General features: G+C 66.4%; 25 protein-coding genes. 12 read left to right on the forward strand and 13 right to left on the reverse strand.

Features of this window, described 5'->3' with window-relative positions:
• Positions 1 to 34: 34 nt before the first annotated feature.
• Positions 35 to 379 (reverse strand): YggL 50S ribosome-binding family protein, encoded by a 345-nt coding sequence (locus PA6_RS03420; RefSeq protein ID WP_021699483.1) that lies wholly within the window; start codon positions 377 to 379, stop codon positions 35 to 37.
• A 196-nt stretch (positions 380 to 575) separates the two neighbouring features.
• Between PA6_RS03420 and dacB the strand changes: the two genes are divergently transcribed.
• Positions 576 to 2,009 carry a D-alanyl-D-alanine carboxypeptidase/D-alanyl-D-alanine endopeptidase gene (gene dacB / locus PA6_RS03425; RefSeq protein WP_021699484.1) on the forward strand — a complete coding sequence of 478 codons (1,434 nt, stop codon included), beginning with the start codon at positions 576 to 578 and terminating at the stop codon, positions 2,007 to 2,009.
• Positions 2,010 to 2,016: 7 nt separating this feature from the next.
• Here the strand turns inward: dacB and PA6_RS03430 are convergent, their stop codons facing one another.
• Both PA6_RS03430 and rlmKL read right to left on the reverse strand, forming a co-directional pair.
• Complete coding sequence (locus tag PA6_RS03430) at positions 2,017 to 4,395, reverse strand: diguanylate cyclase (RefSeq protein WP_021699485.1); 2,379 nt, start codon at positions 4,393 to 4,395, stop codon at positions 2,017 to 2,019.
• Positions 4,396 to 4,453: 58 nt separating this feature from the next.
• Positions 4,454 to 6,637, reverse strand: a complete 2,184-nt coding sequence (gene rlmKL / locus PA6_RS03435) for a bifunctional 23S rRNA (guanine(2069)-N(7))-methyltransferase RlmK/23S rRNA (guanine(2445)-N(2))-methyltransferase RlmL (protein WP_021699486.1) — start codon at positions 6,635 to 6,637, stop codon at positions 4,454 to 4,456.
• Positions 6,638 to 7,042: 405 nt separating this feature from the next.
• Between rlmKL and rmf the strand changes: the two genes are divergently transcribed.
• Positions 7,043 to 7,258, forward strand: coding sequence for a ribosome modulation factor (gene rmf / locus PA6_RS03440; RefSeq protein WP_043216230.1), 216 nt, complete (start codon positions 7,043 to 7,045; stop codon positions 7,256 to 7,258).
• A gap of 100 nt (positions 7,259 to 7,358) precedes the next feature.
• Here the strand turns inward: rmf and PA6_RS03445 are convergent, their stop codons facing one another.
• Together PA6_RS03445 and PA6_RS03450 are read right to left on the reverse strand one after the other, a co-directional pair.
• Entirely contained in the window at positions 7,359 to 8,384 is a 1,026-nt protein-coding gene (locus tag PA6_RS03445; protein WP_021699488.1) for a quinone-dependent dihydroorotate dehydrogenase, read from the reverse strand.
• Positions 8,385 to 8,494: 110 nt separating this feature from the next.
• Positions 8,495 to 8,716, reverse strand: a complete 222-nt coding sequence (locus PA6_RS03450) for a DUF2835 domain-containing protein (protein ID WP_021699489.1) — start codon at positions 8,714 to 8,716, stop codon at positions 8,495 to 8,497.
• 141 nt (positions 8,717 to 8,857) lie between these two features.
• Between PA6_RS03450 and PA6_RS03455 the strand changes: the two genes are divergently transcribed.
• Complete coding sequence (locus PA6_RS03455; protein WP_021699490.1) at positions 8,858 to 9,751, forward strand: DUF6685 family protein; 894 nt, start codon at positions 8,858 to 8,860, stop codon at positions 9,749 to 9,751.
• A gap of 55 nt (positions 9,752 to 9,806) precedes the next feature.
• Here PA6_RS03455 and PA6_RS03460 read toward each other — a convergent pair whose 3' ends face one another.
• The 4 genes from PA6_RS03460 to PA6_RS03475 form a co-directional block, all read right to left on the reverse strand.
• Positions 9,807 to 10,163, reverse strand: a complete 357-nt coding sequence (locus tag PA6_RS03460; protein ID WP_021699491.1) for a ribonuclease E inhibitor RraB — start codon at positions 10,161 to 10,163, stop codon at positions 9,807 to 9,809.
• Positions 10,164 to 10,393: 230 nt separating this feature from the next.
• A complete protein-coding gene (locus PA6_RS03465) occupies positions 10,394 to 11,155 on the reverse strand; it encodes an SDR family oxidoreductase (protein ID WP_021699492.1) in 762 nt (253 codons plus the stop codon).
• On the reverse strand, positions 11,152 to 12,075 hold the full coding sequence (locus PA6_RS03470; protein WP_021699493.1) for an alpha/beta hydrolase: 924 nt from the start codon (positions 12,073 to 12,075) through the stop codon (positions 11,152 to 11,154). The genes PA6_RS03465 and PA6_RS03470 overlap by 4 nt, the downstream gene beginning before the upstream one ends.
• The gene (locus PA6_RS03475) at positions 12,059 to 13,531 is read right to left on the reverse strand and encodes a flavin-containing monooxygenase (RefSeq protein WP_021699494.1); all 1,473 of its coding nucleotides are present in this window, start codon (positions 13,529 to 13,531) and stop codon (positions 12,059 to 12,061) included. Before PA6_RS03475 ends, PA6_RS03470 begins: the two co-directional genes overlap by 17 nt.
• Before the next feature lie 108 nt (positions 13,532 to 13,639).
• On the opposite strand from PA6_RS03475, the gene PA6_RS03480 reads away from it, so the two are divergent.
• Entirely contained in the window at positions 13,640 to 14,644 is a 1,005-nt protein-coding gene (locus PA6_RS03480) for an AraC family transcriptional regulator (RefSeq protein ID WP_021699495.1), read from the forward strand.
• Positions 14,645 to 14,647: 3 nt separating this feature from the next.
• On the opposite strand, the gene PA6_RS03485 is transcribed toward PA6_RS03480, so the two are convergent.
• Positions 14,648 to 16,690 (reverse strand): LTA synthase family protein, encoded by a 2,043-nt coding sequence (locus PA6_RS03485; RefSeq protein ID WP_043216231.1) that lies wholly within the window; start codon positions 16,688 to 16,690, stop codon positions 14,648 to 14,650.
• A gap of 171 nt (positions 16,691 to 16,861) precedes the next feature.
• Between PA6_RS03485 and PA6_RS03490 the strand changes: the two genes are divergently transcribed.
• The 8 genes from PA6_RS03490 to PA6_RS03525 all read left to right on the forward strand — a co-directional run bounded on the left by PA6_RS03490 (position 16,862) and on the right by PA6_RS03525 (position 24,408).
• The gene (locus PA6_RS03490; protein ID WP_021699497.1) at positions 16,862 to 17,248 is read left to right on the forward strand and encodes a DUF3302 domain-containing protein; all 387 of its coding nucleotides are present in this window, start codon (positions 16,862 to 16,864) and stop codon (positions 17,246 to 17,248) included.
• Positions 17,249 to 17,251: 3 nt separating this feature from the next.
• On the forward strand, positions 17,252 to 18,211 hold the full coding sequence (locus tag PA6_RS03495; protein WP_021699498.1) for an HlyD family secretion protein: 960 nt from the start codon (positions 17,252 to 17,254) through the stop codon (positions 18,209 to 18,211).
• A gap of 14 nt (positions 18,212 to 18,225) precedes the next feature.
• Entirely contained in the window at positions 18,226 to 19,035 is an 810-nt protein-coding gene (gene ppk2, locus PA6_RS03500) for a polyphosphate kinase 2 (protein ID WP_021699499.1), read from the forward strand.
• 19 nt (positions 19,036 to 19,054) lie between these two features.
• Positions 19,055 to 19,849, forward strand: a complete 795-nt coding sequence (locus tag PA6_RS03505; protein ID WP_021699500.1) for a CHAD domain-containing protein — start codon at positions 19,055 to 19,057, stop codon at positions 19,847 to 19,849.
• A 62-nt stretch (positions 19,850 to 19,911) separates the two neighbouring features.
• Positions 19,912 to 21,258, forward strand: coding sequence for a DUF3300 domain-containing protein (locus PA6_RS03510; RefSeq protein ID WP_021699501.1), 1,347 nt, complete (start codon positions 19,912 to 19,914; stop codon positions 21,256 to 21,258).
• A gap of 14 nt (positions 21,259 to 21,272) precedes the next feature.
• On the forward strand, positions 21,273 to 22,154 hold the full coding sequence (locus PA6_RS03515) for a DUF2950 domain-containing protein (RefSeq protein WP_021699502.1): 882 nt from the start codon (positions 21,273 to 21,275) through the stop codon (positions 22,152 to 22,154).
• A gap of 203 nt (positions 22,155 to 22,357) precedes the next feature.
• The gene (locus tag PA6_RS24735; protein WP_021699503.1) at positions 22,358 to 23,800 is read left to right on the forward strand and encodes a methyl-accepting chemotaxis protein; all 1,443 of its coding nucleotides are present in this window, start codon (positions 22,358 to 22,360) and stop codon (positions 23,798 to 23,800) included.
• A gap of 116 nt (positions 23,801 to 23,916) precedes the next feature.
• A complete protein-coding gene (locus PA6_RS03525) occupies positions 23,917 to 24,408 on the forward strand; it encodes a YdcF family protein (RefSeq protein WP_255209909.1) in 492 nt (163 codons plus the stop codon).
• On the opposite strand, the gene PA6_RS22395 is transcribed toward PA6_RS03525, so the two are convergent.
• The 3 genes from PA6_RS22395 to PA6_RS03540 form a co-directional block, all read right to left on the reverse strand.
• Positions 24,405 to 25,199, reverse strand: a complete 795-nt coding sequence (locus tag PA6_RS22395) for a substrate-binding periplasmic protein (RefSeq protein WP_021699505.1) — start codon at positions 25,197 to 25,199, stop codon at positions 24,405 to 24,407. The two genes, PA6_RS03525 and PA6_RS22395, sit on opposite strands and share 4 nt — an antisense overlap.
• 110 nt (positions 25,200 to 25,309) lie before the next feature.
• A complete protein-coding gene (gene speE / locus PA6_RS03535) occupies positions 25,310 to 26,170 on the reverse strand; it encodes a polyamine aminopropyltransferase (protein ID WP_021699506.1) in 861 nt (286 codons plus the stop codon).
• Between the two features lie 100 nt (positions 26,171 to 26,270).
• Positions 26,271 to 26,462 carry a PLDc N-terminal domain-containing protein gene (locus PA6_RS03540; RefSeq protein WP_021699507.1) on the reverse strand — a complete coding sequence of 64 codons (192 nt, stop codon included), beginning with the start codon at positions 26,460 to 26,462 and terminating at the stop codon, positions 26,271 to 26,273.
• Positions 26,463 to 26,619 lie beyond the last annotated feature (157 nt).

The following is a 26,619-nucleotide window of genomic DNA, read 5'->3' on the forward strand; positions in this document are numbered from 1 at the left end:
CCAAGGCCGGGCTTTTTCATCCAGCACGAGAGGCTCAGGCCTTCGGGCTGACCGGATTCTCCGGGTACCACACGTCCATCAGCGGGCTGAGGGTGAAGCCGCTCAGCTCCTTGCGACCTTTCAGCCAGGCTTCCAGAGCAGCACGCTGCTCCTCGCTGACCGAGCCACGCTTGGCCAGGCAGACGAAGCCGTAGTCGTCGCCACCGACATAGCCCAGGCCGTTACCATCGATGCCTTCGAGCAGGAACTCGTCGACGAACTTGTCGGCGCCTTCTTCGCTCAGGCCTTCGTGGAAGCTGAGGGTCAGCTCGCAGCCCAGTTCCTGGAATTCGTCAACGCACAGTTTCTTGCGCAGGCGGCGGGAACGGTTGGTAGCCATAAACACTCCTAGATACTCATTGATTGCAACGGGCGGCACTCTAGCAGGTTGCTGCCCCAGCCGCCCGTCCGTTCAGAAAAAACCCGCCGCGGAAGCCGCTCAAGCCCCCAGAAAAAGATGCATGGGGCATAATGCGCGGCAAATTCAGCACCGCTGCACCTTCTTTTTGCCCTTTATTCTGCCTGGGCCCGTGCCAATGATCAGAACGCTCCGCAATTTCGTCGTCGCTTCACTGCTGCTTCCCGTCGCCCTTCCCCTCTCTGCCGCCCAGGTCAGCAACGTGCTACCGGCCAAGGTGCAGCAGTCGCTCAAGGCCAACAAGATTTCCGCCAACAGCTTGTCGGTGGTCGCCCTGCCGCTGGACGGCGTGGGTAACGGCATCATCTACAACGCCGATGTATCGGTGAATCCCGCCTCGACCATGAAGCTGGTCACCACCTACGCTGCCCTCGAACTGCTCGGCCCCACCCACCAGTGGCGCACCGAGTTCTACGGCGACGGCCCGCTGAAGGATGGCGTGCTCAACGGCAACCTCTACCTCAAGGGTGGCGGCGATCCCAAGCTGAACATGGAAAAGCTCTGGCTGATGATGCGCGACCTGCGCGCCAACGGCGTGCAGCGCATCACCGGCGACCTGGTGCTGGACCGCAGCCACTTCCATCACCCCAGCCTGCCGAGCTTCAACGATGACGGCGGCGACCCCAACAAGCCGTTCCTGGTCGGCCCCGATTCGCTGCTGGTCAACCTCAAGGCCGTGCGCATGGTGGCACGCACCTCCGGCGGCAAGGTCAGCGTGATGATGGAGCCGCCCCTGACCAACGTGCGCATCGACAACAAGGTCAAGGCCCTCGGCGGCGGCAAATGCCCGGCCTGGCCGGATGTGCGCTACAACCCGGTCACCCAGTACGACGGCACCACCCTGGTGGTGACCGGCAAGCTGGCCGAAGGCTGCAGCGCGCAGACCTACCTGGCCCTGCTCGACCACCCGGGCTATGCCGCCGGCGCCGTGCGCGCCATCTGGCAGGAACTGGGCGGCAGCATCCTCGGCAAGGACCGCGTCGGCGACGTGCCGAAGAAGGCCCAGCTGCTGGCACGCACCTTCTCGCCGGACCTCACCGAGGTCATCCGCGACATCAACAAGTACAGCAACAACACCATGGCCCAGCAGCTGTTCCTCAGCCTGGGGCAGAGCTTCCGCGACCGCGCCGATGCGGACGACGCCAAGGCCGCACAGCGGGTGATCCGCAGCTGGCTGGCGAAGAAGGGCATCACCGCCCCGCACCTGGTGATCGAGAATGGCTCTGGTCTGTCGCGCGCCGAGCGGGTCAGCGCCCGCGAGATGGCCGGCATGCTGCAGGCCGCCTGGCACAGCCCCTATGCCGCGGAGTTCATCGCCTCGATGCCGCTGGTGGGGATGGACGGCACCATGCGCAAACGCCTCAAGCGTACCGGCATGGAAGGCCAGGCCCACATCAAGACCGGCACCCTGAACAACGTGCGCGCCATCGCCGGCTTCACCCGCACGGCCAAGGGACAGAACTGGGTAGTGGTGGCCATCCTCAACGACCAGCGCCCCTGGGGCGCCTCGGCGATCCTCGATCAGGTGCTGCTGGACATCTACCGCCGCTGATCCTCGCTCAGGGCGCGATCACGACGCGGTCGCGCCCTTCCTGCTTGGCCTGATACACCGCGGCGTCGACGCGCGTCAGCATGCTCGCCGCGCTCTCCCCCGCGCGCCAGTCGGTCACCCCAAAGCTGGCGGTAATGGCCCCCGCCCCCTCGATCGGCTCCTCGCGCAGGATCTGCCACAGCGCCTCGGCCAACACGACGGCCTGCTCGGCGCGCACCCCGGGCGCCAGTACGATGAACTCCTCGCCGCCCAGGCGACAGAGCACGTCCATGGTGCGCAGACGCTGGCGCACGCGCTCGCACACCCGTTTCAGCACCACGTCGCCCACATCGTGGCCGAAGCGGTCGTTGACCAGTTTGAAATGGTCGATGTCCAGCATCACCACGGCAGGGCCCTCCGCGGAGGTTCGCCGGGCACGGGAAATCTCCGCCTCCAGGCGCTCCTGGAAATAGCGCCGATTGTAGGCACCGGTCAGGGCGTCGGTGATCGACAGCACGCGCAGCTCCTGCTCGACCAGCTTGGGCCCGGTGATATCGGTGAGGTAGCCATGCCAGAGCACGCTGCCGTCCGCCTGCGGCTCCGGCGAAGCCTCGCCACGCAGCCAGCGCAGACCCTGGCGCGGCAGGAGCACGCGGTAGTCGGCCTGCCAGGGCTGCAACTGTTCGGCCGACTGCAGGATGCTGCGCCGCAAGCCATCCAGATCGTCCGGATGGATGCGGGCAAATACTGGCTGGGCATCCTCGCGCACCGCCTCGGGCTCCACCTCGTAGATGGTGCGAATTCCGGCGCTGGCGTAGGGGAAGCAGGAACTGCCATCGGCGCGCAGCTGGTACTGGTAGATGGCCCCCGGCACGTTGGCCGTGAGTTTCTCCAGCAGGCGGTCACGGGCCTCCAGCGCCAGGCGGTTCTGCCGGCCGGCGGTGATGTCGATGGCGATGCCGAGAAAGCCGACCAGTTCGTCCTGGGCATCGCGAACCCCGGTAACCATCAGGTTGACCGGCAGCTGGCTGCCGTCGCGACGAATGTAGGTCCATTCCTGCTCGACATGCCCCTGCGCCAGACTGGCTTCGGCGACGAATACCTCGAAGTCTTCGATCTGGCGCCCCAGGCGCTGGCTCAGCTCGCGGCCGCGCTGCACGATTTCCTCGGGGAGGTGAATCAGCTCGGGGGTATGCCGGCCGATCAGGTCGACGGCACGGTAGCCGAGCATGCGCTCGGCACCGACATTGAACGTCTGGATGATGCCGCGCCGATCGGTGGCGATGATCGCCACCTGGGTGGCCGCATCCAGCACGCCGCGCAGGCGACTGTTGACCGCCGCAAGCTCGGCCTCGCGCTGGCGCAGGTCGGCCGTTTGCTGCGACACCAGGGCACGCGCCCGCTGATGCTGGCTGGCGAGGCTGAACAGCAGGGCAGCGAGCATCAGGCTGAGCAAGGTGCCGGCAGCCAGCACGATGCCCAGAATCGGCGTGCTGTTGGCTTCGATGAAGGCCTGGGTGGGGCGGATCAGCAGGCTGTAACGGCGATCGCCCAGTGACAGCTCGCGTTGCAGCTGCAGCGGGCTGTCTGCGGCGCTACCGGAGCTGTAGCGCAGTGCCTCCCCCTCCAGGCCGCTGCGATCTTGCAGCTCCAGGCTGAGGTTGAGCGCGACATCGCCGCTCTCCTGCTCGTGCAGCAACTGGCGCAGGCTGAACGCCGCGATCACGAAGCCCTGCAAGCGCTCGCCATCACGGTAGACCGGGGTAGCCAGAATGATGCCCCCCTCGCCGGCTGCCTCAACGGCCTGCCGCGAGACGAAGCGCAACACCCCGGATGCCGCGACCCCGCCATTGCGCTCGGCACGCTGCAGCGTCTCCAGACGCCCCGGCAGGCCGGCAAGATCCAGCCCGAGAATGCGCGGATCGCGCACCAGTTCCGACTCGTTGAACAGCAGCGGGTAGTAAAGATCACGCACCGCCGCAGGTATCAGCGCGCCATTCTCGGCGCGCTGGCGCACCCTGAAGTCGGCGATGCCGTCACGGCGCACGGCGGCCTCGAAGGCCTGGCGCTCGGCATGACTGATGCGCGGCACCCAGGCATAGGACAGCGCCGGCCGCGTCAGGCCCCGCACATAGCCGGCAAACTCGCGCTGGGTGACCTGGTCACCGTTCATGAAGAAGCGTCTGACGCCATCCAGATCGGCCGCGTGGGCCTGAAAGCCGACCTGCATGTCCTGCGCCCGCTCGCCCGCAACCGCCGCAAAACGCTGCTCGAGCTGATGCTGGTAGAAGTTGCCGACCAGCGCGCCCAACCCCAGGGTCAGCAGCAACCCCAGCAGGCCGGCGGCGCTGGCCAGCAGGACGGCCGGGAATGTTTCGCGAAGCAGGAAACTGCGCAATACCGCCATGCGATCGAACTCGTGAGGAGCCTCAGGGCGCTCCGAACGCTGTCATTTTGCCAGCCTGCTAGCGCGCCGTCAGCCGCCAGGCCCGATGAATACGGGTATTGCGAGCAAAGTCGGTGTCGATGGTGGCCGCGCTGATCTCCTCCACTGCATAGCGCTCGGCCAGGCCCGGGTCGAGCTGGAACTTGCGGAAGTTGTTGGAGAAGTACAGCACGCCGCCCTTGCCCAGACGGGCCATGGCCAGGTCAAGCAGGCGCACATGGTCGCGCTGCACATCGAACACCCCTTCCATGCGCTTGGAGTTGGAGAAGGTTGGCGGGTCGATGAAGATCAGGTCGTACTCGCCGCGATCGGCTTCCAGCCAGGCCATCACGTCGCCCTGCTCCAGGCGCTGTTTGTCGGAGAAGCCATTGAGCGACAGGTTGCGCCGCGCCCAGTCCAGGTAGGTCTTGGACAGGTCGACACTGGTGGTGCTGCGCGCGCCGCCCTTGGCCGCGTGCACGGTGGCCGTGGCGGTGTAGCAGAACAGGTTGAGGAAGCGCTTGCCGGCCGCCTCCTGCTGGATGCGCAGGCGCAGCGGGCGATGGTCGAGGAACAGGCCGGTGTCCAGGTAGTCGGTGAGGTTGACCAGCAGGCGCACACCGCCCTCGCTGACTTCCATGAACTGGCCCTGACTGGCCTGACGCTCGTACTGCTTGGTACCGCTCTGCCGTTCGCGGCGCTTGATCACCACTTTGTCGGGCGAAATGCCCAGCGCCACCGGGATCGCCGCCAGGGCGTCGAGCAGGCGCGCCTGGGCCTTGTCCGGGTCGATGGAGCGTGGCGGCGCATATTCCTGCACATGCACCCAGTCGCGGTACAGGTCCACGGCCAGGGCGTACTCGGGCATGTCGGCGTCATACAGGCGATAGCATTCGATACCGGCCTTCTTCGCCCACTTGCCGAGTGTCTTGAGGTTCTTCTGCAGGCGGTTGGCGAACATCTGTCCGCCCTCGGACAGGCGCGCCGGCTCGCTGGCCACCGGGGCGGCGCCCTCCTCGCCCTGGCGCCGCTCGCCGCTTTCGCCGGTGACGAACTGCTCGGGCAGCACCTTGAACAACAGCAGCTTGCACGGCAGCGCGCCGTTCCAGAACGCGTACTGCTTGTGGCTGCGCAGGCCCATGCGCTTGCCCAGCTCCGGTGCGCCGGTGAACACCGCCGCCTCCCAGTTCAGGCAGCTCTGACGCAGGCGCTCGCCGAGGTTCTGGTAGAGATAGAGCAGGCTCGCCTCGTCGCCCAGGCGCTCGCCATAAGGTGGGTTGCAGACGATCAGGCCGGTCTGGTTCTTGTCCGGGCGCGGCTCGAAGGTGGCCAGCTCGCCCTGGTACAGCTTGACCCACTCGCCCAGCCCGGCGCGCTCGATGTTGTTGCGCGCCGGCGTTATCAGCCGCGGATCAGCCTCATAACCGCGAATCCACAGCGGCGGTTTGGCCAGGCCGGCGGCGGCACGCTGCTCGGCCTCGGCATGCAGTTTCTTCCAGATCGCCGGCACATGGCCCAGCCAGTTGGAGAAACCCCAGCGCTCGCGCTTGAGGTTGGGCGCCAGATCGGCGGCCATCATCGCCGCCTCGACCAGGAAGGTGCCGACCCCGCACATAGGGTCGGCCAGCGCGCCACCCGCTGCGGCAATGCGCGGCCAGCCGGCGCGGATCAGGATGGCAGCGGCCAGGTTCTCCTTGAGCGGCGCGGCGCCCTGCTGCAGGCGATAGCCGCGCTGGTGCAGGCTGTGCCCGGAGAGATCCAGCGACAGCACCGCCTCGCCGCGATCCAGACGCAGGTGCACGCGCAGGTGCGGGTCGACCTTGTCGATCGACGGGCGGATGCCCTCCGCGGTGCGCAGCTTGTCGACGATGGCGTCCTTGACCTTCAGGGCGCCGAAGTGCGTGTTGTCGATACCGGCACCGTGGCCACTGAACTCCACGGCCAGGGTGCCGGCCGGGTCGAGGTGCTCGGCCCAGTCCACCGCCAGCACACCCTGGTAAAGCTCCTCGGCGTTGCTAACCGGGAAACGCCGCAACACCAGCAGCACGCGGTTGGCCAGGCGCGACCAGAGGCACAGGCGATAGCCCACCTCGATGGGCGCGAAGCCACGCACGGCGGCGGTCTGCTCGCGGGCCTCCTCCAGCCCCAGGCCGCTGGCTTCTTCGAGCAGCAGGCTTTCCAGGCTCTTGGGGCAGGTCAGGATCAGTTCATAGCGGTCAGACATGGGGCATCCAGTAATCGGGTGGCCACCCGGCCACCATAGTGTGACGCAAGGTCGCGGTGCGACCCTTCGTCGGAATAAACAACGCTCGCAGACGAGAGCGGTTCGCAATGGCAAAACGCCTGCCAACAGCGCCTCGGCTCAACAACGGCGCGGGCCGGGGCAATCGGGGCAGGCCAAAAGCGGCTGCACCTTATGGCTCTCTACCCACTCAGGTTACGCCCTTATGACAAAACGATCATTCACAGGGTGGAACGCATTGGATAGAAATCAACTCAGGCCGGTAGCGCAACGCTGCTGGCAGGTGGCCCGCCACGCCGGCAGCGGGCCCCACAGGCAGAGCATTTTCTGCCCGGTCCCACCAAGGGGCCAACGGGACATAACAGTCAACAGTGAGGGCAACACCCGATGAGAAGACTTAAGCGTGATCCGTTGGAACGAGCTTTCTTGCGCGGCTATCAGCACGGCATTCATGGTAAATCCCGCGATATGTGTCCTTTCACCCACCCCACCACCCGTCAAGCCTGGATCAATGGCTGGCGCGAGGGCCGCGGTGACAACTGGGACGGACTGACCGGCACCGCCGGCATCCACAGACTCAACGAACTTCACGCCGTCGGCTGATACAGGATCACCCCGACTTCACCAGACCGTCCCATCCGGACGGCGGGCGAGAGCCCAAGGGCCCCTCAGGGGCCCTTTTTATTGCCGTTAAGAAGCCCCTTCAGGACCGCGGCAGCGCGGCGATCGCATCCACTGCCTCGCGGATCAGCGCCGGGCCCTTGTAGATGAACCCGGAATAGATCTGCACCAAGCTGGCGCCGGCGGCGATCTTCTCGGCCGCATGCGCACCCTCGGTGATGCCGCCCACGGCGATGATCGGCAGGCGGCCCTTGAGCTCGCCGGCCAGCACCCGCACGGTATGGGTGCTCTTGTCGCGCACCGGCGCGCCGGACAGACCGCCGGCCTCGTTACCGAACGGCAGGTTCTCCACGCCCTCGCGGCCGAGGGTGGTGTTGGTGGCGATCACTGCATCCATGCCGGTCTCCACCAGCGCCTGGGCCACCTGCACGGTTTCCTCGTCGCTCATATCGGGGGCGATCTTGATCGCCAGCGGCACGCGCTTGCCATGCTCCACGGCCAGGTCTTCCTGGCGCTGGCGCAGGGCTTCGAGCAGCTGCTTGAGCTGGTCGCCGAACTGCAGGCTGCGCAGACCGGGAGTATTCGGCGAGCTGACATTGACGGTGACATAGCTGGCGTGGGCGTAGACCTTGTCCAGGCCGATCAGGTAGTCATCCACCGCGCGCTCGACCGGGGTATCGAAGTTCTTGCCGATGTTGATGCCCAGCACACCCTTGTACTTGGCCGCGGCAACCCGGGCCAGCAGGTGATCGACGCCGTGGTTGTTGAAACCCATGCGGTTGATGATGGCAGTCGCTTCCGGCAGGCGGAACAGGCGCGGCTTGGGATTGCCCGGCTGCGGACGCGGGGTCACGGTGCCGATCTCGACAAAGCCGAAGCCCAGCTGGGCGAAGCCGTCGATGGCATCGCCGTTCTTGTCCAGGCCGGCGGCCAGGCCCACGGGGTTGGGAAAGTCCAGGCCCATCACGGTCACCGGCAACTGGCTCGGCGCCTTGCACAGCAGGCCGTTGAGGCCCATGCGACCGCCAGCACCGATCAGGTCGATGGACAATTCGTGGGAAGTTTCGGGGGCAAGACGGAACAGCAGCGCGCGGGCCAGGTCGTACATGGGCGGATCGGCTCGGAATAAGGGTTTCAGTGGGAAGCAGGACGCGATTATAGCCGCCGGCACTAGCCTCAGGCGAGGCAAGGGAGTAATAAGGAGTACCGTTCGGGCCCTTATTGCAGCTGACGCAGGTCGAGCAGTTCGCCGGCTGCGCTGAATTCCAGCTCGAACACGCCATGAATGCCGTCATGGCGCAGGAAAGGACGCAGATGATGCGCCGGCAAGCTGACCTTGCGGCCGTCACGACTGTAGAGCAGAACCCGGTTGGCGCGCCCCTGGTACACGGCCAGGAAGCGTTCCGCAGGCAAAGCGATATCCAGCACCAGGCTGGGCATGGAGGCACCCTCGACAATGATTGGCACCATTCTGCCACAGGCCAACGCGCTATCCGCTCGCGCCTGCCCGCATGACGGTAGTGCAGCCCGGCGGCAGCTCTGCCACACTGGCACAGTAGTACCAGGAGTAGCCTGCGGCTCATGAGTCTGTCCGAGTCCCCCACCAGCATCGCTTCGCGCCTGTCTGCCCTGGCCCAGCGCCTGGGCCTGAGTGGTCGGGTGCCGCGCATGGTATTCGAGCGCGCCCGCGCCCTGCGCCTGCCGTTCAAGCCGCTGCCGGTGCCCACGCCGAGCATCTGGTGGCAGGCCGGCCCGCCCCTGCAACGCCTGGTGGACCTGCCGCGCGATGCCCTCTCCGGCCCCGTTCAGGAGGACAAGGCCGCCGCCCGCAGCGTGCTGATGAACGTGGTGGAGCGCGACACCCAGCACTTCGACGATTTCGACCTGCGCCGCATCGACGGCCTGTGCAGCCCGCCGCCAAGCCTGGACAGCGCCCTCAGCAGTTTCGAAGAGCTGGCCTCCTGCCCCCTGGGGCGTTGCGCCCGCATCATCAGCTACAAGGATTTTCTCAAGACCATCAGCCATGCCATGCCGCGCTTCCTCGCCGCCGAGGCGGTGGAGTTGCGCCAGGCCAGCTGGTACGGCGAGCGCCTGTTCTGGGCGGGTGAACAGCACGGCGAGGAATTTGCCTGCGCCATCGCCTATGCACGCCTGCGCGGTCTGGAAGTCACCCTGCCGGCCGAACTCACCCGTTATCGCCTCAGTGCCAGCGGCCTGGCGGAGCTGCGCCGGCGCTATCACATGACCGCCATGCCGGTGCAGGCCTGGAACGAGCCGGCCTTCATGAGCCTGCTGCTCGACCATGGCCTGCCCTACGCGCGCCTGTCGCTGCTGCGCTACCCGGATGCCCCGGAGTTCCTCCTGCTGCCCAAGGACTCGCCGGAAGCCCATGCGCTGGGTGAGGGACTGCGCCTGGCCGGCGCGCCGGACGTGATCGCCTACCTCGAAGCGCTGCAACAGCACTCCGCGGGCTGATCGAACGAGAATTCGGGAGCCGGCCAACCAGAACGGTCGGCCGGTAACACTGCGCTCAGAGACGACTGGCGATCTGAGCGTCGAGCCGCACTTCCTGGGTTACGCCCCAGCCATCCAGCACACCGCCGAGTGGCACCACCAGTGCTTCCAGATCCTGCTCGAAGTCACCGATGCCGGCGTGGGTGGCATACATCACCTTACTCACTTGCAGATGCCAGGCACCGTCCTCGCGGACACTGACCTGGGCATTCAGGGACTCACCACGAAACTGTCTGGCTGCCTCTCTGGCCCGTTCCTCATTCGGGAAGATGGCGTAGAACTCGATGGGATGGACGCGGGCGAAATCGAAACCGCCCTCTTTCATGCGGCGCAGAACATTGTTGCTGACATCATCTTGGAAGGCTGTGCTCATAAACGACCTCCTCTCAGGCGATGAATCGACCGCAGCCGCCAGGAATTTGGCGACCCTGCGACACCACTGGGTGCCGCCCGAGAACCAGGCAATCGCTGCCTGGCCTGTCATGCGCGAGCCAAAGCCCGCAGACGGCCGACCAGAAGAAGACTGGCCGGTGACGTCATTCTGTCAGGGTAGCGCCTGCGTGCCTACCCTGCCGGCAGCAAGCAGAGCGGACGACAGGCGGCTCAGTCGCGGCTGAGCCAGCCCATCAGCAGACGGCTGACAGACGGCGGCGAGACCTGCCCGGTCGCGTACATCAGACGAAACAGCCAATGGATCGGCCGATGCACACGCGGCCGCTCGACCTGGCGCCAGACCGCAAGCGCGATATCCTCGGCGCGAAGGTTGACGCCCAGGCGCCGCAGCGCCGGTGGAGTGAAGCGCTGACTGTCGACCATGGGCGTGGCGACGAACGGTGGCATGAGGTCGCCAACACGGATGCCATGGCGCCGCCACTCCAGCTCCAGCGCCTCGGTCAGGCCACGCACGGCAAACTTCGAGGCCGAATAGCTGACCATGTGCGGCGTACCGTACAAGCCCGACGCCGAGCCCATGTTGATCACCTGGGCACCCGGCGTGCCCTTGAGATAGGGAAAGGCCGCATGGGTCACGTGTAGCAGGCCGAGCACGTTGATCTGCAGGATGCGCGCGTGCTCCTCCAGCGTGATCTCCTCGAAGTGGCCGAAGCGCAGCACTCCTGCCGAGTTGAACAGCACCCGCAGGCGGCCACCCTGCAGGCGGCAGAAGTCCTCCAGAGCCTCACCCACCGCGCCGGCATCGGCGACATTCAGCTCGGCGTGCCACACCCCGCCCAGCTCCGCCGCCAAGCCCGCCAGCGGCCGGTGGTCGATGTCCAGCAGGCCGACGGTCCAGCCACGGGCGTGGAACAGCCGCGCGGTGGCGGCGCCGATGCCGGAGGCGGCACCAGTGATCAGGATGGTGTTCATCGGCAGCCCCTTTCCCCGAGAAATTCGACGACGCGTCGCAGCGCCAGCGCGGCGACCGCCAGCAGGCCGCAGTTGATCTGGAACACGTGCCACTGGCCGGGATAAACCTCCAGGCGCAGGTCCAGCCCGGCACTGTCGCGCAGACGCAGGCTCTGGCTGAGCAGGTGCTCGTCCTCGCCGACCTGCACCAGCAGCGGCGGCAGGCCGCTCAGGTCGGCCCGCAATGGCGAGAGCAAGGCCGAGTGGCGATCCGTGCCCGCCGGGCAGTAGGCATCCACGCCCTGCCCCAGCCAGGCCCGGTTGAGCAGCGGGTCGCCAGCCGGCGGCTCATGCCAGGTCTCGCCCGTGAGGTCGGTGACAGGCGAGAAGCACACCAGCGCCGCCGGCAGTGGCAGCCCCTCGTCACGCAGGCGCATCGCCGTGGCCAGGGTCAGCTGACCGCCGGCCGAGTCACCGACCAGCACAATACGCCCTGCCGGCTGGCCCTGCTCCAGCAGTGCGCGGTAGGCGGCCAGGGCATCGTCGGCAGCCGCCGGCCAGGGATGCTCGGGCGCCAGGCGGTAGTCCAGGGCGCAGACCCGCGCGCCGCTCTGCGCGGCCAGGTGGCTGGTGATTGCCCGGTGGGTCTGCGGGCTGCCGACCATGAAAGCCCCACCGTGCAGGTACAGCAGCACCCAGCCATTGTCCCGCCCTGCCCGCAACCACTCGCAGGGCACTCCAGCCAGCCGTCCCGCCGCGATGCTCACACCCCGTGCGCGCGGCGCGATCAGGGTGGCCAGGCGCAGCACACGACGCTGGGTCGCGGGCGACAGGCGCGGATGCATGCCAATGGCGAACACCAGGCGCGTGCTGGCGCGCAGCACGGCCGTGAGCAGGCGCTGCGCACCGCTCGGCGCGGGCAACTCAACGCACCAGTTCATAGTCGCTCCACTGCGGCCGGCGGGTATGGTTGCGATAGCTGAAGGTGAAGCCCGACCAGTTGTTGGTGTGCTTGCCGGCCGCATTCTTGTACCAGCTGGTGCACCCCTGTTCCCACACCGAGTGCTCGATGTCGTGCTGCACCTGGCGGTTCCAGGCGTCCTGCACATGGCGGTGCACGTCGAGGTAGCGCACGCCCTCATTCAGCTTGGCCAGGCAATCGAGCACATAGGGGAACTGGCTCTCGAGCATGTAGATGATCGAGTTGTGCCCCAGGTTGGTGTTCGGCCCGTAGAGGATGAACAGGTTGGGGAAACCGCTGACGCTGATGCCTTTGTAGGCCTCCGCGCCGTCACGCCAGGCCTGGTTGAGATCCAGACCGCCGCGACCGTGGATACGCATCGGCGCCAGGAAGTCGCTGGCGGCGAAGCCGGTACCGTGGATCAGTACGTCGACTGCGCGCTCCACGCCGTCGGCGGTGACGATGCCACGCTCGGTGACCTCGCGGATCGCCTCGCCGACCACCTCCACCTGCGACTGCACCAGCGCCGGGTAATAGTCGTTGCTGATCAGGATACGCTTGCAACCCAGCGGGTAGTCCGGGGTCAGCTTGGCCCGCAGCTGCGGGTCGGCGACCTCGCGGGCGATATGGCGCAGGAACAGCTGGCGATAGGGCTTCATCAACCAGGGCAGGAGGAAGAAAGCCACCCCGCGCACCTCGTGGAACAGGTACTGCCAGGCGCGGTCGAGCTTCTGCGTCCACGGCCAGCGCTGCATCAGCGCCAGCTCGAAGCGGCTGTAGGCACGGTCCGGCTTGGGCAGCACATAGGCCGGGGTGCGCTGGAACAGGTGCAGGCGCGCGACTTTCGGCACGATCTGCGGCACGAACTGGATGGCGCTGGCTCCCGTCCCAATCACCGCCACGCGCTTGCCGGCAAGGTCTACGTCGTGGCGCCAGCGCGCCGAGTGAAAACTCTCGCCGGCAAAGCGTTCCAGGCCCGGCAAGCGCGCGTAGAGCGGACGATTGAGCTGGCCACAGGCACTGACCAGCGCCCGCGCGCTGAACACGGCGCCATCGCTGGTGGTCACCCGCCACAGGGCGGCGGCCTCGTCGAAGCGCGCCTCGGCCACTTCGCTGTTGCAGCGAATGCGCGAAGCCAGGCCGTATTTGTCGATGCACTGGCGCACGTAGGCGAAGATCTCGGCCTGCGGCGCATAGCGTCGGCTCCAGTCGGTCTTCGGCTCGAAGGAAAACGAGTACAGGTGCGAGGGCACGTCGCAGGCCGCGCCGGGGTAGTGATTGTCACGCCAGGTACCGCCGGCTTCGGCGCCCTTCTCGAGGATCAGAAAATCCTCCTCGCCCTGCTGGCGCAGGCGCATGGCCAGGCCCAGACCGGCGAAACCGGCACCTATGATCAGCACGCGCAGGGGCGCCTGCTCGGGAGTGGTGTTATGCATTGTTATCTCCGTGAGCCACCAGTATTGCGGATGACCGAGATGCTACCCACTCCCCCGGCCACGGTTTATGGCATAGTCGGCCAATAAATTGTGACTTTCGGACAAAGCATGAAACGTCCCCGCCGCAGCGCCGTCAGCGTGCAGCTCCTGACCCAGTATGGCCTGGACCTGGGGGTGAGCCTGGACACCTGCCTGCAGGGCACCGGGCTGGATTGGCGCCTGCTGGCCGACCCCGGCGCCGAAGTGGAGGCCGAACAGGAGCTGCGCCTGGTACGCAACCTGATCGAGGCCTGTGGCTACCGTGCGGGGCTGGGGCTGCCGCTGGGGCGGCGCTATCGCCTCAACAGCTACGGCATCTGGGGCTTCGCCCTGCTCGCCAGCCCGACCTTCCGCGAAGCCGCCAACCTCGGCCTGCGCTACCTGGACCTGACGTACGCCTTCCACGACATGCAGCTGGAGGAGACCGGCGAGGAGGTACATCTGCTGCTCGAGGCGCAGAACCTCCCCGAGGACCTGCGCAGCTTCCTCCTGGAACGCGATCTCGCCGGCATGCTGCAGGTGCTGCGCGAGCTGTTCCACCAGGACCTGCCGATCCTGCGGGTGGAACTGAGCCTGGCCGAGCCGGACGACCCGCGTCCCTTCGTCGAGGAGATCGGCCTGATGCCGCTGTTCGCCCAGGCGCGCAGCCGCTTCGTCTTCCCCCGCCAGTTGCTCGACCTGCCGCTGGCCGGCGCCCACCCGCAAGCGGCGCAACTGTGCGAGGAACAGTGTCAGCGCCTGCTGGCCAAGCGCAGCCAGCATGACGGCCTGGCCGGGCGCATCCGCGCCCAGCTGCTGGCGTGCCCAGGGCGCCTGCCCGACATGGAGCAGGTGGCCAGCCGTCTGGGCATGAGTTCACGCACCTTGCGCCGGCGCCTGGACGAGGAAGGCAGTCACTTCCGCCAGTTGCTGGACGAAGTGCGCCAGGCCCTGGCCGAGGAACTGCTGGCCACCGGCGGCCTGACCCTGGAAGAGATTGCCGAGCGCCTCGGCTATGGCGAGGTATCCAACTTCATCCACGCCTTCAAGCGCTGGAAAGGCGTGGCGCCGCGGCGTTTCCAGCGCGGCGCCTGAGCCCTACTGGCCGTTGCCGACGGCGCTGCCGCCGACCGCCCCGGTGGTGTTGTGCAGCAGGCTCTGGGTGGCGACCTGCAGGAAGGCTTCCAGGCGCTTCTGCAGCCCGGGCTGTTCGGCATCGCCCTGCAGCACCTCGACACGACGCTCCTGCAGCTGATAGCGATAGAGTTTGGCCGGCAGGCCCTTGGGCTGCACCAGCACCCGCTCGCCACTGACGATGGCCACCGTCTGGTCGCTACCCGACGGCTTGATCACGCCGATCCCGGCATCACCCTCGGGCAGCGTCAGCAGGTCGCGGCCCCAGCACTGCTGGCGACTGCTGCCCCCCAGGCGACCCATGATGGTGGGCACCACATCGATCTGCGTGCCCACCGTGTCCCGACGCTCGCCGAACTTCTCGCGCACGCCCGGGCCGATCAGCAGCAGCGGCACGTTGAAGCGGAACAGGTCCATCTCGGTGAGCTGCTCCGGGCTGCCGAAGCCGTGGTCGCCGACGATCACGAACAGGGTGTCCTTGTAGTACGGCGACTTTTTCGCTTTCTCGAAGAACTGCCCCAGCGCCCAGTCCGAGTATCGCATGGCGGTCAGGTGCTGGTTGTTGGAGCCGCGGTCGGTCACCGGCGCCACCGGCAGCTGCTCCGGCAGCGCATAGGGAGTGTGGTTGGAGAGGCTCTGCAGCAGCGCGTAGAACGGCTTGCTCGGGTCCTTCTTGGCCAGCTCCACGGCGGCGCGGTCGAACATGTCCTGGTCGGATACACCCCAGGTCGGATCGATGAACACCGGGTCGACGAAATCCTCGCGGCCGATGAAGTTGCGCATGCCCTGGTTGCTGAAGAACCCGGACTGGTTGTCCCACTGGAAATTGCCGTTGTACACGTACAAATCGTCGTAGCCGCGCGCGCTGAGCTGCTGCGGCAGGCCGGAGAACTGGTGGCTGCCCTCGGGCATGCGCATCAGGTACTCGAAACTCGGCAGGTTGGGGAAGCAGGCCATGGTGGCGAACATGCCCTGGTGGGTATGGGTGCCATTGGAGAAGAAACGGGTGAACAGCAGCCCTTCCCGGCTCAGACGGTCGAAGTTGGGGGTGATGTCGGCATCGCTGCCCAGTGCCCCGACCCACCGGCCGGCAAAGCTCTCCATCAGGATCACCACCACATGCTTGACCGGCAGCGTGCCCTCGGCCGGCGGCGTGGTGTCGCGGCGGATCGCCGCGCTGTCGGCGTCGACCAGCACATCGTGCTCGCCGAGCAGCATCTGGCGCACCGTGGCCAGGGCTTCGGCCTCGGGCAGCGTCGCCTTCCAGGCGTTGTCGCGGTGGTCGGAGAAGCTGTTTTCGGCGGCATCCACCAAGGTCAGGATGCCGTTCAGGCCCAGGTGGTTGGCGAAAATCGAATCGGTGGTATAGGCATCGCCCCAGCGCAGCGGCGGGCCCTGCTTGAGGGTGCCGCGGGCGGCGATCACCGCCAGCAGCAGGCACAGGAAGAACACGCCGAAACGCAGGTACCAGGCCAGCGCCGGACGCACCTGGCGCGGCCGGGTGATGTGCTCGATCCAGTGCAGCAGGATGGCCATCGCCACGGTACCCAGGGCCCAGGCCAGCAGGTAGCGCGCCACCGGGAAGCCGTTCCAGAGCATGCTGGAGACCGTGCCCAGGTCTTCTTCCAGATACTGGAATACCAGGCTGTTGAGGCGCTGGTGAAACTCGCGGTAGAAGTCCATCTCGGTGATACCGAGCAGCAGGCTGAGGCTGGCGACGCCGCTCAACCACAGCACATGCGCGCGCCGCGCGGCCATCGCGCGCAGGCTGAGAATCGACAGCAGCAGCGGCGCCACGGCATACACCACCACGCGCAGGTCGAAGCGCGCACCGTTGGCGAAGGCTTCGAGCAGATCGCCGGTGGAGGTCTCGCCGATCAACTCGGCGTTGTGGTGCAGCAACGCCATACGCAGGGCGGCGAACATCAGCATCAGCAGCAAGGCGCTGGCGGCAGTAAAGGCAAGATGGCTACGCAGGTTGGGGCGCAGGGCGTCCATTGAAGGCATGACGAATGGAGTCCGGTCTGTAGGGGCGAAGGATTCTCTGCGGCGACAGGTGAAAATTCCGTCGAAGCGGCAAACAGACCCGCCCGGCGTAAACAGGTTCAGTTGCCACCTCGCGGCGCCAGCGGGCGACTGTTATTCTGCCAGTGACCACTGACTGGTAAGGGGGCTGGGATGCTGGACTATGTCGCACTGGGAATACTGATATTCGCTGCAGTCGTGCTGTTCTACGGGGTGATCGCGATCCACGACATCCCCTACGAGATCGCGGTACACCGCAAGCATCCGCAGCAGGATGCCATTCACGTGGCCGGCTGGATCAGCTTGTTCACCCTGCACGCCATCTGGCCGTTCCTGTGGATCTGGGCGACCCTGTACCGCGAGGATCGCGGCTGGGGCTTCTCCAGTCCGTCGACGGCGTCGGCGGACGACACACGCTTGCAGGCGTTGGAACAGCAGGTCGGTGAGCTACAGGCGCGCCTGGCCAGCCTGGAAACAGCAGCCCCGACAGCGCCCGCAGCGGCGCCTGTCGCCCCCGAATTGCCGCGGCAGGAGGGCTAAGCCATGGATCTGTTGCTCATCCTCACCTACACCGCCATCTGCGTCGCCGTCTTCAAGATCTTCCGTATCCCGCTGAACAAGTGGACGGTGCCTACCGCCGCGCTTGGCGGTGTCGTGCTGATCGGCGCGCTGATCTTCCTGATGAACTACAACCACCCCTACTCCGAGGTGTCGCGCAGCTACTTCGTCAGCACGCCGATAGTGCCGGCGGTCAGCGGCATGGTCATCGAGGTACCGGTCAAGGGCCATCAGATGCTGGACAAGGGTGACATCCTGTTCCGCATGGACCCGACGCCGTTCGAAAGTCGCGTCAAGTCGCTCAAGGCCCAGCTGGTCTCGGCCCGCGCCGACCAGGCACGCGCCATCGAGCTGGCCCGGCGCAACGTGGGCAACCGCCGCGACGTCGACCTCACCACCGCGCGGGTCGAAGACCTGCAGGCGCAGCTGATCGGCGCCCAGTACGAGCTGGACAGCACGGTAGTGCGCGCCCCCTCGCGCGGCTACGTGACCCAGGTGTCGCTGCGTCCCGGCATTCGCGCGGCCAAGATGCCGCTGCGCCCGGCCATGATCTTCATCCCGCAGGAAGACTATGCCTATGTGGCGTGGATGCGGCAGAACAGCCAGCTGCGCCTGAGCATGGGCGACGAGGCGGAGATCGCCTTCGACGGCATCCCCGGCGAAGTGTTCGAGGCCAAGGTGAAGATGGTCCTGCCGGTGATTGCCGAGGGCCAGGTACAGCCGGGCGGCAACCTGATCGGCTTTACCGGCTCGCCGCCGCCCGGACGGGTGCCGGTGGTGCTGGAGGTCACCGACCCCGAGTTCGCGCAGTACCGTGACCTCATGCCCGGCGGTGCCTATGGCCAGGCCGCGCTGTACTCGGAGCACCTGCACCACGTCGCCATCATGCGCAAGATCCTCCTGCGCATGGCGTCCTGGATGAACTACATCTTCCCCTTCCACTGATCGAGGCAGGCGACATGGCCAAGAGCAAAGCCAAGGAACAGAGCGCAGAGCGCCTGGCACGCAAGGACTACGAGCAGGAACTCAAACGCCTGCACGTCGAGCTGGTAAAGCTGCAGCAGTGGGTGGTGGCCAAGGGCCTGAAGGTCTGCGTGGTGTTCGAGGGTCGCGATGGCGCCGGCAAGGGCGGCACCATCAAGGCCCTTACCGAACGGGTCAGCCCACGGGTGTTCCGCGTGGTGGCGCTGCCGGCGCCGACCGAGCGGGAAAAGAGCCAGATGTACGCCCAGCGTTACCTGCAGCACATGCCGGCGGCTGGCGAAGTAGTGATCTTCGATCGCAGCTGGTACAACCGCGCCGGCGTCGAGCGGGTGATGGGCTTCTGCAGCGACGAGCAGGCCCACAAGTTCCTCAGCGTGGTGCCGTTGTTCGAAAAGATGATCGTTGAGTCCGGCATCATCCTCATCAAATACTGGCTGGAAGTCAGCGCCGAGGAGCAGCAGCGGCGCCTGGAAGAGCGCATCCGCGACGGCCGCAAGATCTGGAAGCTGTCGCCGATGGACCTCAAGTCCTTCAGCCGCTGGGACGACTACACCCGCGCCCGCGACGAGATGTTCGCCGCCTCCGACTCCTCCTGGGCGCCCTGGTACATGGCCCGTTCCGAGGACAAACGGCGGGTACGGCTGAACATCATCAGCCACCTGCTGGAGCAGGTCCCCTACGAGGACATCACCCAGGAACAGAAGATCGAACTGCCCAAGCGCGGCAAGATCGGCCGCTACAAGAGCCCGCCCTACCCCTTCCGCATGGTGGACGAGCGTTTCTGAACCGAGCGCAGGAGGCGCGATGAAACTGGTCGACTCGCTGATTGCCTCGCTGTTCGAGCTGCAGATCAACCTGCTGCATGCGCGACTGCGGCTGGAAGCCAACACCGACGACGAGGCCCTGCACGACCTGCGCATCGCCCTGCAACGCCTGCGCAGCCTGCTGGCGCCTTTGCGGCGAGTCGCCGACCTGCCACCGCTGTATACCGCAGCCGCCGCACTTGGCGCCCTGACCGCGCCCGTGCGCGACCTGGAGGTGCTGGCGACGGAACTCGACAACAACGGTTACACCGAGCTTGCCAGCAGACGCCGCGCCCAGCTGGCCGAGCGCTATGCGGCGATTCTTGACAGCCGTGAACTGGAGCGCCTGCAGGCCTTCCTCGACATCTGGCCTGGCGAACTGCGCGATGCGCAGCGTGCAGGCGAGTTGCACCGCCTCGACAGCCTGATCGAACGTCGCCTGCACAAGCAGCTGACGCGGCTGCTGCAAGCACTCGCCACGCCCGGCTACGACCGCCACCGCCTGCGCCTGCTGGTCAAGCGCGTGCGCTATGCCGGCGAAGCCTATCCGCAGCTGATCGGCCTGCCCAGACGCAGCCTCGGCGCACTCAAGACCACCCAGTCGGCGCTGGGCGACTGGCACGACCACTTCCAGTGGTGCCTGCGCGTCGACCAGGAGAGCGATCTGCAGCCACTGCGCACGCTGTGGCAAACGCGGATGGACGACGCCCTGGTGCAGGCGGAAAAACAGCTGCAACGCCTCGCCAGGCATCTGCACAAACAGATCAGGCGGGATAAACATCCGGACGCGCACTAGCTGGCCTATGCTTGGCGAAGCGCGGCAACTGCCGCGCTTTCCACTTCGCCAGGAGGAGCACCATGCGTGTCCGTCCAAACCTCCCACTGTGGCCCCTGCTGATCGCCCTGCTGGCTACCTTCAGCTCTTCCGTCTGGGCTACAGAGCGCGACGTCCAAGGTGGATCGGAACAGGTGTTCCGCGCTGAAGAACTGGACCAGATGCTTGCGCCCCTGGCGCTCTACCCCGACACTCTGCTGGCTCAAGTGCTGATGGCTTCCACCTACCCGGGTGACGTGGCCGACGCGGCATCGTGGTCCATGGAACACCCGGACGCCAGCGGCGACGATGCGGTGCGTCAGGTCTCAGAGCAACCTTGGGACCCCAGCGTGCAGTCGCTGGTAGCGTTCCCTGCCGTGTTGGCCACTCTGGGCCAGGACCCTGCCTGGGTTCAGCGCGTAGGCGACGCCTTCCTGGCCCAGCCGGATGCGGTAATGGACTCGGTGCAGCGCCTGCGCCATCAGGCCAGGGAAGCCGGCAATCTGGAATCCAATGACAAGCAGAAAGTCAGCGAATCACCTGCAGAGACTACTCAGGTCAGTACCTCCAGCGGCCAGCAGACCATCATCATCGAGCCTGCCGACCCTCAGGTGGTCTACGTCCCCAGCTACAACCCGACAGTGGTCTACGGCACCTGGCCGTATCCAAGCTACCCGCCGGTTTATTACCCCCCACCTCCCGGCTACTACTTCGGTGGGGCGCTGATGGCCGGCCTGGGCTTCGCCGCCGGCGTGGCAATCATCGATTCATTGTGGGGAGACTGCGACTGGGGCCACGGCGACATCGACATCGACGTGGACCGCTACAACAACATCAACAGCAACCGACAACTCAACGTCAACCAGAACAACTGGCAGCATAACGCCAGCAACCGCGACGGCGTACCCTATCGTGACCGAGCAAGCCGCGAACAGTATGGCCAGCGCCTGGCCAATGGCGAACAGCGCGAGGCGCTGCGTGGCCGCGACACGGCGCGGGTCGCCGATCGTGAACGCGCGCGCGAGAGCCTGGCGCAACGTGGCTTCGAGAGCCCGGCCAGCAGCAACCGCCAGGCCCGCGAGCGAGCCCAAAGCGCAGACAGTGCAATGCGTGCCCCGTCCCAGGCACGCCAGCAGGCTCAGCCGCGCGATCGGGCTCGCAGCAACCCGCAGGCGCGCCAACAGGCACGCCAGCAGTACTCCTCACGTTCCCAGGCTACGCGCGACAACGCCTTCGCCGGCGCCCGGGCGCCCAGCCAGGAACGCGCCTACCAGCAACGTGGCCAGGTCAGTCGCGCTTCCGCCAGTCGCCCACAGTCAGCACGCGCCAGCGGCCGGTCCGTGAACCGCCCGGCCATGTCCTCTTCCCGTGGTGGCGCCCGCCGGCGCTGACAAGGAGCCCTGCCATGAATGCTGCCCTTCGCACCATGCTGGTCGCCCTGCTGGCCCTATCTACCCAGAACGTGCAGGCGCAGCAGGCCTTCCCCACTCCGGATGAGGCTGCCAAGGCCTTCGTTGCGGCCCTCGGCACCGAGCGGGCCGATGCCGAGCGATTGGCTGCATTACTGGGCCAGGACTGGCGTAGCTACATCCCGCAGCAGGGCGGGGAACGCGAGGATGTCGAGGCCTTCCTCGCCCTGTACCGGGAGAGACATGAGATCCGCCCCGAAGCACGGCACCGCTCGCGCCTGGTGGTGGGTAACATTGGTTGGGAGCTGCCGCTGCCCCTGGTGCGGGGCAGGCATGGCTGGTTCTTCGATACCCGAGCCGGTGGCGAGACCATCCGGCTACGCCGCATCGGCCGCAACGAACTGGCCACCCTGCAGGCCGTGCGCGCCTACCACGACGCCCAGATGGATTACGCCGAAGTCGATCGTGATGGCGATGGCGTGCTGGAGTACGCGCGGAAATTCACCAGCAGCGACGGCCAGCATGACGGCCTCTACTGGGCGGAAGAGGCAGGCGAAGACGAGAGCCCGCTGGGTCCGCTGTTCGGCGATGAGCTGCCGGATGGTGACTGGCACGGTTACCGTTACCGCATCCTCGATGCCCAAGGCCCCTCGGCACCCGGCGGCGCTTACAGCTATGTGCTTGGCGAGAACATGAGCCGGGGTTTCGCCCTGATCGCCTGGCCAGTCGACTACGGCGACACTGGCGTGATGAGTTTCATGATCAGTCACGAGGGCGCGGTGTTCGAGAAGGACCTCGGTCCGGAAGGCGAACGCCAGGCGCTGACCATGACCCGCTTCGATCCGGACAGCAGCTGGCAGGAAGCGACCGAGGAGTAGGCTTCGCCGCCCGAGCAAGGCGGCTTTCCTGCCTTTATGGGCGATGAATCGGCCGGATCACACGCCTGGTCGCCAAATCATCGCCGCCACTCTTTGGGCTGGGTATTCTGCGCATCAGGCCAAATGCCATCACGCATTGAGCTCAAGGCGCAGCGCACTGTCGCCGATATCCTCGGCAACCCATAAGAACGGAGCCCACTCCCATGCAACAAGGGCAGTTAGCCACCCTCATGCCGCAGAGCGAGCAGAGCCATAGCGATCAGTCGCTCGGCCGCATGCTTTCCTTCTTCTGTCTGTGCGGCACGGTCATCGGCCTGTACAGCGGTATCAAATGGGGCCGCCTGGGCAACGATGCGCTGATGCAGGGCTCGTTCCTGCTGATCATCGGCATGCCGTTGGTCATGCTGACCGTGCGCCAGGCCTGGCTGCCGGCGCGTGGCGTGGCCAACCTGGCCATGGCACTGATCAGCAGCTACGCCATGATCCTGATCTACCAGCTGGGTGGCGTGCATTCGGCCCACATCTTCTGGCCCCTGGTGGTGATCGGTTTCGGCTACCTGCTGCTGGGCGGCCGCAGCGCCGCGTTCTGGGCCGTGATCCAGCTGCTCTTCGTGTTCTGGCTGATCCGCCTGGACCGGGCTGGCGCCAGCTTGCCGCAGTTCGAGCTGAGCCCGCGCGACGCCATGCTCAACGAATATTCCGGATACCTGCTGCCGGTGCTGACCATGTGGCTGGCCCAGTGGTACAGCGCACGGGTGCGCCAGCAGGCACTGAGCGATGCCCGGCAACATCTGGACGAGGCCGAGCGTGTCGGCAAGGCGGCCACCGCCGGCAGCCAGCAGCTGGCCGTGCTGCTCGACGAGGTGCGCCACAGTGCCAGCGACCTGCGCCAGCTGTCGCAACAGCTGTACCGCACGCTGGACAGCATGCGCCAGCGCTGCCAGAGCATCGACGGCGATGTCCAGCAGCAGGCCGACGCCATGCATCAGCTCGACCTGGCCGTGCACGAGGTGCTCGACAACCTCTCGCAGAGCACCGCACACATGCGCCAGCTCAGCCAGGACACCCAGCACAGCAGCGGTCAGGTCACCGCCTGCGCTTCGCGCATGCAGCAGGCCCAGGACAGCATGCAGGCGATCCAGGCGAGCAACCAGCGTATTGCCGAATCCATGCAGATGATCAGCGCCATCGCCCAGCAGACCAACCTGCTGGCGCTCAACGCGGCCATCGAGGCGGCACGGGCCGGCGAACATGGGCGCGGCTTCGCCGTGGTCGCCGACGAGGTGCGCAGCCTGTCGCAGCGCAGCAACCAGACCGCCGACACGGTACAGAGCGTGCTGGTGCAGTCCGCGCAGATCGTCGGCACCGGTGTCGAGCAAGTGAGCGATGTCGGCACGGCGCTGGCGGAAAATGCCACCCTGACCGCCAACCTCTCCGGCGCCATCCTCGACCATAGCCAGTCGCTGGACCAGGCCCAGCACCAGCTGACCCGCGTGCGCGACCACAGCACCGCGCAGCGCGAGGCCAGCCAACGCCAGCGCGAAGCCAGCGCCGAGCTGCTCAACGCCCAGGAGTCGCTGGTCGCCCTGGGCGAACGCCTGGAGCAGCTGTCGCAGCAACTGCACCAACGGGTCGAGCAGCGCTGAAGCTCAGGCGCCTGCTGCCGGCACTGATCGCGCTGCTGCTCGCCGGCGCGACCGCCACAGCGCTGCAGATCGCCGCTTATGCGCCGGCGCCTTCGCCGGCACATGTCGACGCGGCCATCGTACTGGGCGCCGCCGTCTGGCAGGAGCAGCCCTCGCCGGTATTCGCGGAGCGCCTGAATCACGCCATCCGGCTGCTGCAGCAACAGCGCGTGGACTACCTGATCCTGACCGGCGGCCGTGGCGAAGGCGACACCCAGGCAGAAGCCGAAGTCGCGCGCCAATACGCTCTGCAGGCGGGCGTACCAGGCGAGCGGATACTCACCGAGTCGGTATCGACCATCACCGCGGAGAATCTGTCCGAAGCCTGCGGACTGATGCGCCAACATGGCCTGCAAAGCGCGTTCATCGTCAGCGATCCGCTGCATATGCAGCGCGCCATGCTGCTGGCACGCGACATCGGCATCCGCGCCCATGCGGCGCCCACGCCGACCAGCCGCTATCGAAGCTGGAAGAGCAAGGGCCCCTCCCTGGCCTACGAAACCTTCTTCTATCTGTCTTACCTGGCGACTCGAAGCCTGGGCCTCAGGCCGCAGTGTGCCGCCGGCTAGCGATTCAGATAACGCCGCCGCAGCTCATCGCCATGCTTCTCGCGCTGCTCGCCCAACGCCCGCCAGAAGCGCTCGGCGACATCGCCGTGGGCGGCATAGAACGGGTGGGAGAACGGCAGGTGCCATTCAGTCTCGAGCAAGGGCGTGGGCAGCAGCACCAGCTGCTCCTGCAGCTGCAACTGATCGAGCAGGTCCAGGGCGATTTCGCGCTCCAGCACATAGCCGTCCAGGCGCCCTGCAGCAACCATCCCGAGCGCCTTGGGCGGCGCCATCGACTCGCTGGCAAGCACGCCGAGTGCCTGCAGGCGCTGACTGACCACGTAGCCCAGCGGCGCACCGACCCCATGTCGTACACCGGAAAAGCGCTGGCCGTCCCAGCTCAGGCGCCCACCGGCGCGCCCGATCACCACGTATTGCACTGGCCACAGGGCACGCGCCGGGTCGACAGCCGTGCCAAGCCGGGGATCGCGCCCCGGAAAACGTCCCCAGGCATCGCGGTCGGGCTGCCAGACGGCGATGAAGATGCCGTCCGTGCTGCCCTGGCGCATTTCGTGGATGCAGCGCTTCCAGGGTTGCTGATGCAGCTGCAGGCGCACCTGCGCCTGCTGCGCGGCGGCCTCCAGCAGCTCGATGATCAGCCCCGCACCGCGCTTGTCCGCCGGCGCGCTGGTGTAGGGGACAAGGGCGGCCGACTCGTAGCAGAGGCGGATCGTCGGCCACTGCGCGGCGAACGCCGGTAGCGCCAGCCACATCCCGCCCAATGCCAGAATCAATGCGCGCAGCCCTGACATGCCCAAGCCTCTGTTCGCCCTTCTGTCACAAGCATGGCGGGCCTTCGCGGTGGCGTCCAGAAAGACGAAAGCCGGCTGATGCCGGCTTTCGGGTGACGCGGGGGCCGCGCTTAGTCGTTGCTCGGCTTGTTCACTGCCTGCAGCACGTACTGCGGCAGGGCAAAAGCGCCCTGGTGAATCTCCGGGTTGTAATAACGGGTGACGATGCCGCTGCCGGCAAAGCGCTGGCGCAAGGTTTCCAGCGCCAGCTTGCGGTACTCGGCATCCGTGCTGCCCCAGGCGAAGGTCATGCTGCCGCCGATGTAGGTCGGCACCGCCGCCATGTAGAAGTGCCAGTCGGCGAACAGCCCGTCCATGCGCCCGGCAGTGGTCTGTACTTCGGCCAGCTGCATGAACGGCGTGCCGTTCTGGGTCACCAGGATGCCGCCGTCGTTCAGGCAGCGCCGGCAGGCCTGGTAGAAGTTCTCGGAGAACAGCACCTCGCCCGGGCCGATCGGGTCGGTGGAGTCGGAGATGATCACGTCGAACTTCTCGGTGGTGGTCGCAACGAAGTTCATGCCGTCATCGATCACCAGGTTCAGCCGCGGGTCATCAAAGGCGCCGCAGCTGTGGTTGGGCAGGAACTCCTTGCACATCTCCACCACGGTGCCGTCGATCTCGACCATGGTGATGCTCTCCACGCTGCGGTGCTTGCGCACCTCGCGCAGCATGCCGCCGTCGCCGCCGCCGATGATCAGCACGCGCTTGGCCGCACCGTGGGCGAGGATCGGCACATGGGTGAGCATCTCGTGGTAGATGAACTCGTCGGCCTCGGTGGTCTGGATCACCCCGTCCAGCGCCATCACCCGGCCCATGCGGGCATTCTCGAAGATCACCAGGTGCTGGTGCTCGGTGCGCACCTCGTGCAGCAGGCGATCCATACGAAAGCGCTGGCCGTAGCCGTCGTAAAGCGTTTCCTGGTAGTCACTCATGGGTAGTCCCCCTCGTCGCTGGTGGATTCGGACGGACCAGCCGCCCATGAAAAGGCGCGCATTGTAAGGACATCTGCCGAGCGGCTCCAGCCGCAGCGACTCAGAACCGGACGTTGCCGCGCGGCCCGGCCAGCGCCCAGATGATCAGCCCCAGCACCGGCAGGAAGACGATCAGCAGCACCCAGAGGATCTTGATCCCGGTCTCCGCACCGCTCTTGATCACGTTGATGATCGCCCAGATGTCCAGGACCAGAATGGCCAGACTAAGCAAACCGCTGAGGGTAGTACCCATGACGACACTCCTGTGTGAATGGACCTCGTCACTTTAGGATACCGATCGCGCCACAGCGTTCCATGCGCCGCCGAAACAGACGTAAAAACGGCAACATGCGACATATTTCTATGTTTTCACGACAGCATGTGACTCCAAGGTCAGGTTCCGCCATCAA

The organism is Aquipseudomonas alcaligenes NBRC 14159 (assembly GCF_000467105.1).
GTDB classification, from domain to species: domain Bacteria; phylum Pseudomonadota; class Gammaproteobacteria; order Pseudomonadales; family Pseudomonadaceae; genus Aquipseudomonas; species Aquipseudomonas alcaligenes.

Excerpts from the sequence above, each read along its gene's own strand:
- PA6_RS03420 (WP_021699483.1), bottom strand. The coding sequence starts at position 379 with ATGGCTACCAACCGTTCCCGCCGCCTGCGCAAGAAACTGTGCGTTGAC.
- dacB (WP_021699484.1), top strand. The coding sequence starts at position 576 with ATGATCAGAACGCTCCGCAATTTCGTCGTCGCTTCACTGCTGCTTCCC.
- PA6_RS03430 (WP_021699485.1), bottom strand. The coding sequence starts at position 4,395 with ATGGCGGTATTGCGCAGTTTCCTGCTTCGCGAAACATTCCCGGCCGTC.
- rlmKL (WP_021699486.1), bottom strand. The coding sequence starts at position 6,637 with ATGTCTGACCGCTATGAACTGATCCTGACCTGCCCCAAGAGCCTGGAA.
- rmf (WP_043216230.1), top strand. The coding sequence starts at position 7,043 with ATGAGAAGACTTAAGCGTGATCCGTTGGAACGAGCTTTCTTGCGCGGC.
- PA6_RS03445 (WP_021699488.1), bottom strand. The coding sequence starts at position 8,384 with ATGTACGACCTGGCCCGCGCGCTGCTGTTCCGTCTTGCCCCCGAAACT.
- PA6_RS03450 (WP_021699489.1), bottom strand. The coding sequence starts at position 8,716 with ATGCCCAGCCTGGTGCTGGATATCGCTTTGCCTGCGGAACGCTTCCTG.
- PA6_RS03455 (WP_021699490.1), top strand. The coding sequence starts at position 8,858 with ATGAGTCTGTCCGAGTCCCCCACCAGCATCGCTTCGCGCCTGTCTGCC.
- PA6_RS03460 (WP_021699491.1), bottom strand. The coding sequence starts at position 10,163 with ATGAGCACAGCCTTCCAAGATGATGTCAGCAACAATGTTCTGCGCCGC.
- PA6_RS03465 (WP_021699492.1), bottom strand. The coding sequence starts at position 11,155 with ATGAACACCATCCTGATCACTGGTGCCGCCTCCGGCATCGGCGCCGCC.
- PA6_RS03470 (WP_021699493.1), bottom strand. The coding sequence starts at position 12,075 with ATGAACTGGTGCGTTGAGTTGCCCGCGCCGAGCGGTGCGCAGCGCCTG.
- PA6_RS03475 (WP_021699494.1), bottom strand. The coding sequence starts at position 13,531 with ATGCATAACACCACTCCCGAGCAGGCGCCCCTGCGCGTGCTGATCATA.
- PA6_RS03480 (WP_021699495.1), top strand. The coding sequence starts at position 13,640 with ATGAAACGTCCCCGCCGCAGCGCCGTCAGCGTGCAGCTCCTGACCCAG.
- PA6_RS03485 (WP_043216231.1), bottom strand. The coding sequence starts at position 16,690 with ATGCCTTCAATGGACGCCCTGCGCCCCAACCTGCGTAGCCATCTTGCC.
- PA6_RS03490 (WP_021699497.1), top strand. The coding sequence starts at position 16,862 with ATGCTGGACTATGTCGCACTGGGAATACTGATATTCGCTGCAGTCGTG.
- PA6_RS03495 (WP_021699498.1), top strand. The coding sequence starts at position 17,252 with ATGGATCTGTTGCTCATCCTCACCTACACCGCCATCTGCGTCGCCGTC.
- ppk2 (WP_021699499.1), top strand. The coding sequence starts at position 18,226 with ATGGCCAAGAGCAAAGCCAAGGAACAGAGCGCAGAGCGCCTGGCACGC.
- PA6_RS03505 (WP_021699500.1), top strand. The coding sequence starts at position 19,055 with ATGAAACTGGTCGACTCGCTGATTGCCTCGCTGTTCGAGCTGCAGATC.
- PA6_RS03510 (WP_021699501.1), top strand. The coding sequence starts at position 19,912 with ATGCGTGTCCGTCCAAACCTCCCACTGTGGCCCCTGCTGATCGCCCTG.
- PA6_RS03515 (WP_021699502.1), top strand. The coding sequence starts at position 21,273 with ATGAATGCTGCCCTTCGCACCATGCTGGTCGCCCTGCTGGCCCTATCT.
- PA6_RS24735 (WP_021699503.1), top strand. The coding sequence starts at position 22,358 with ATGCAACAAGGGCAGTTAGCCACCCTCATGCCGCAGAGCGAGCAGAGC.
- PA6_RS22395 (WP_021699505.1), bottom strand. The coding sequence starts at position 25,199 with ATGTCAGGGCTGCGCGCATTGATTCTGGCATTGGGCGGGATGTGGCTG.
- speE (WP_021699506.1), bottom strand. The coding sequence starts at position 26,170 with ATGAGTGACTACCAGGAAACGCTTTACGACGGCTACGGCCAGCGCTTT.
- PA6_RS03540 (WP_021699507.1), bottom strand. The coding sequence starts at position 26,462 with ATGGGTACTACCCTCAGCGGTTTGCTTAGTCTGGCCATTCTGGTCCTG.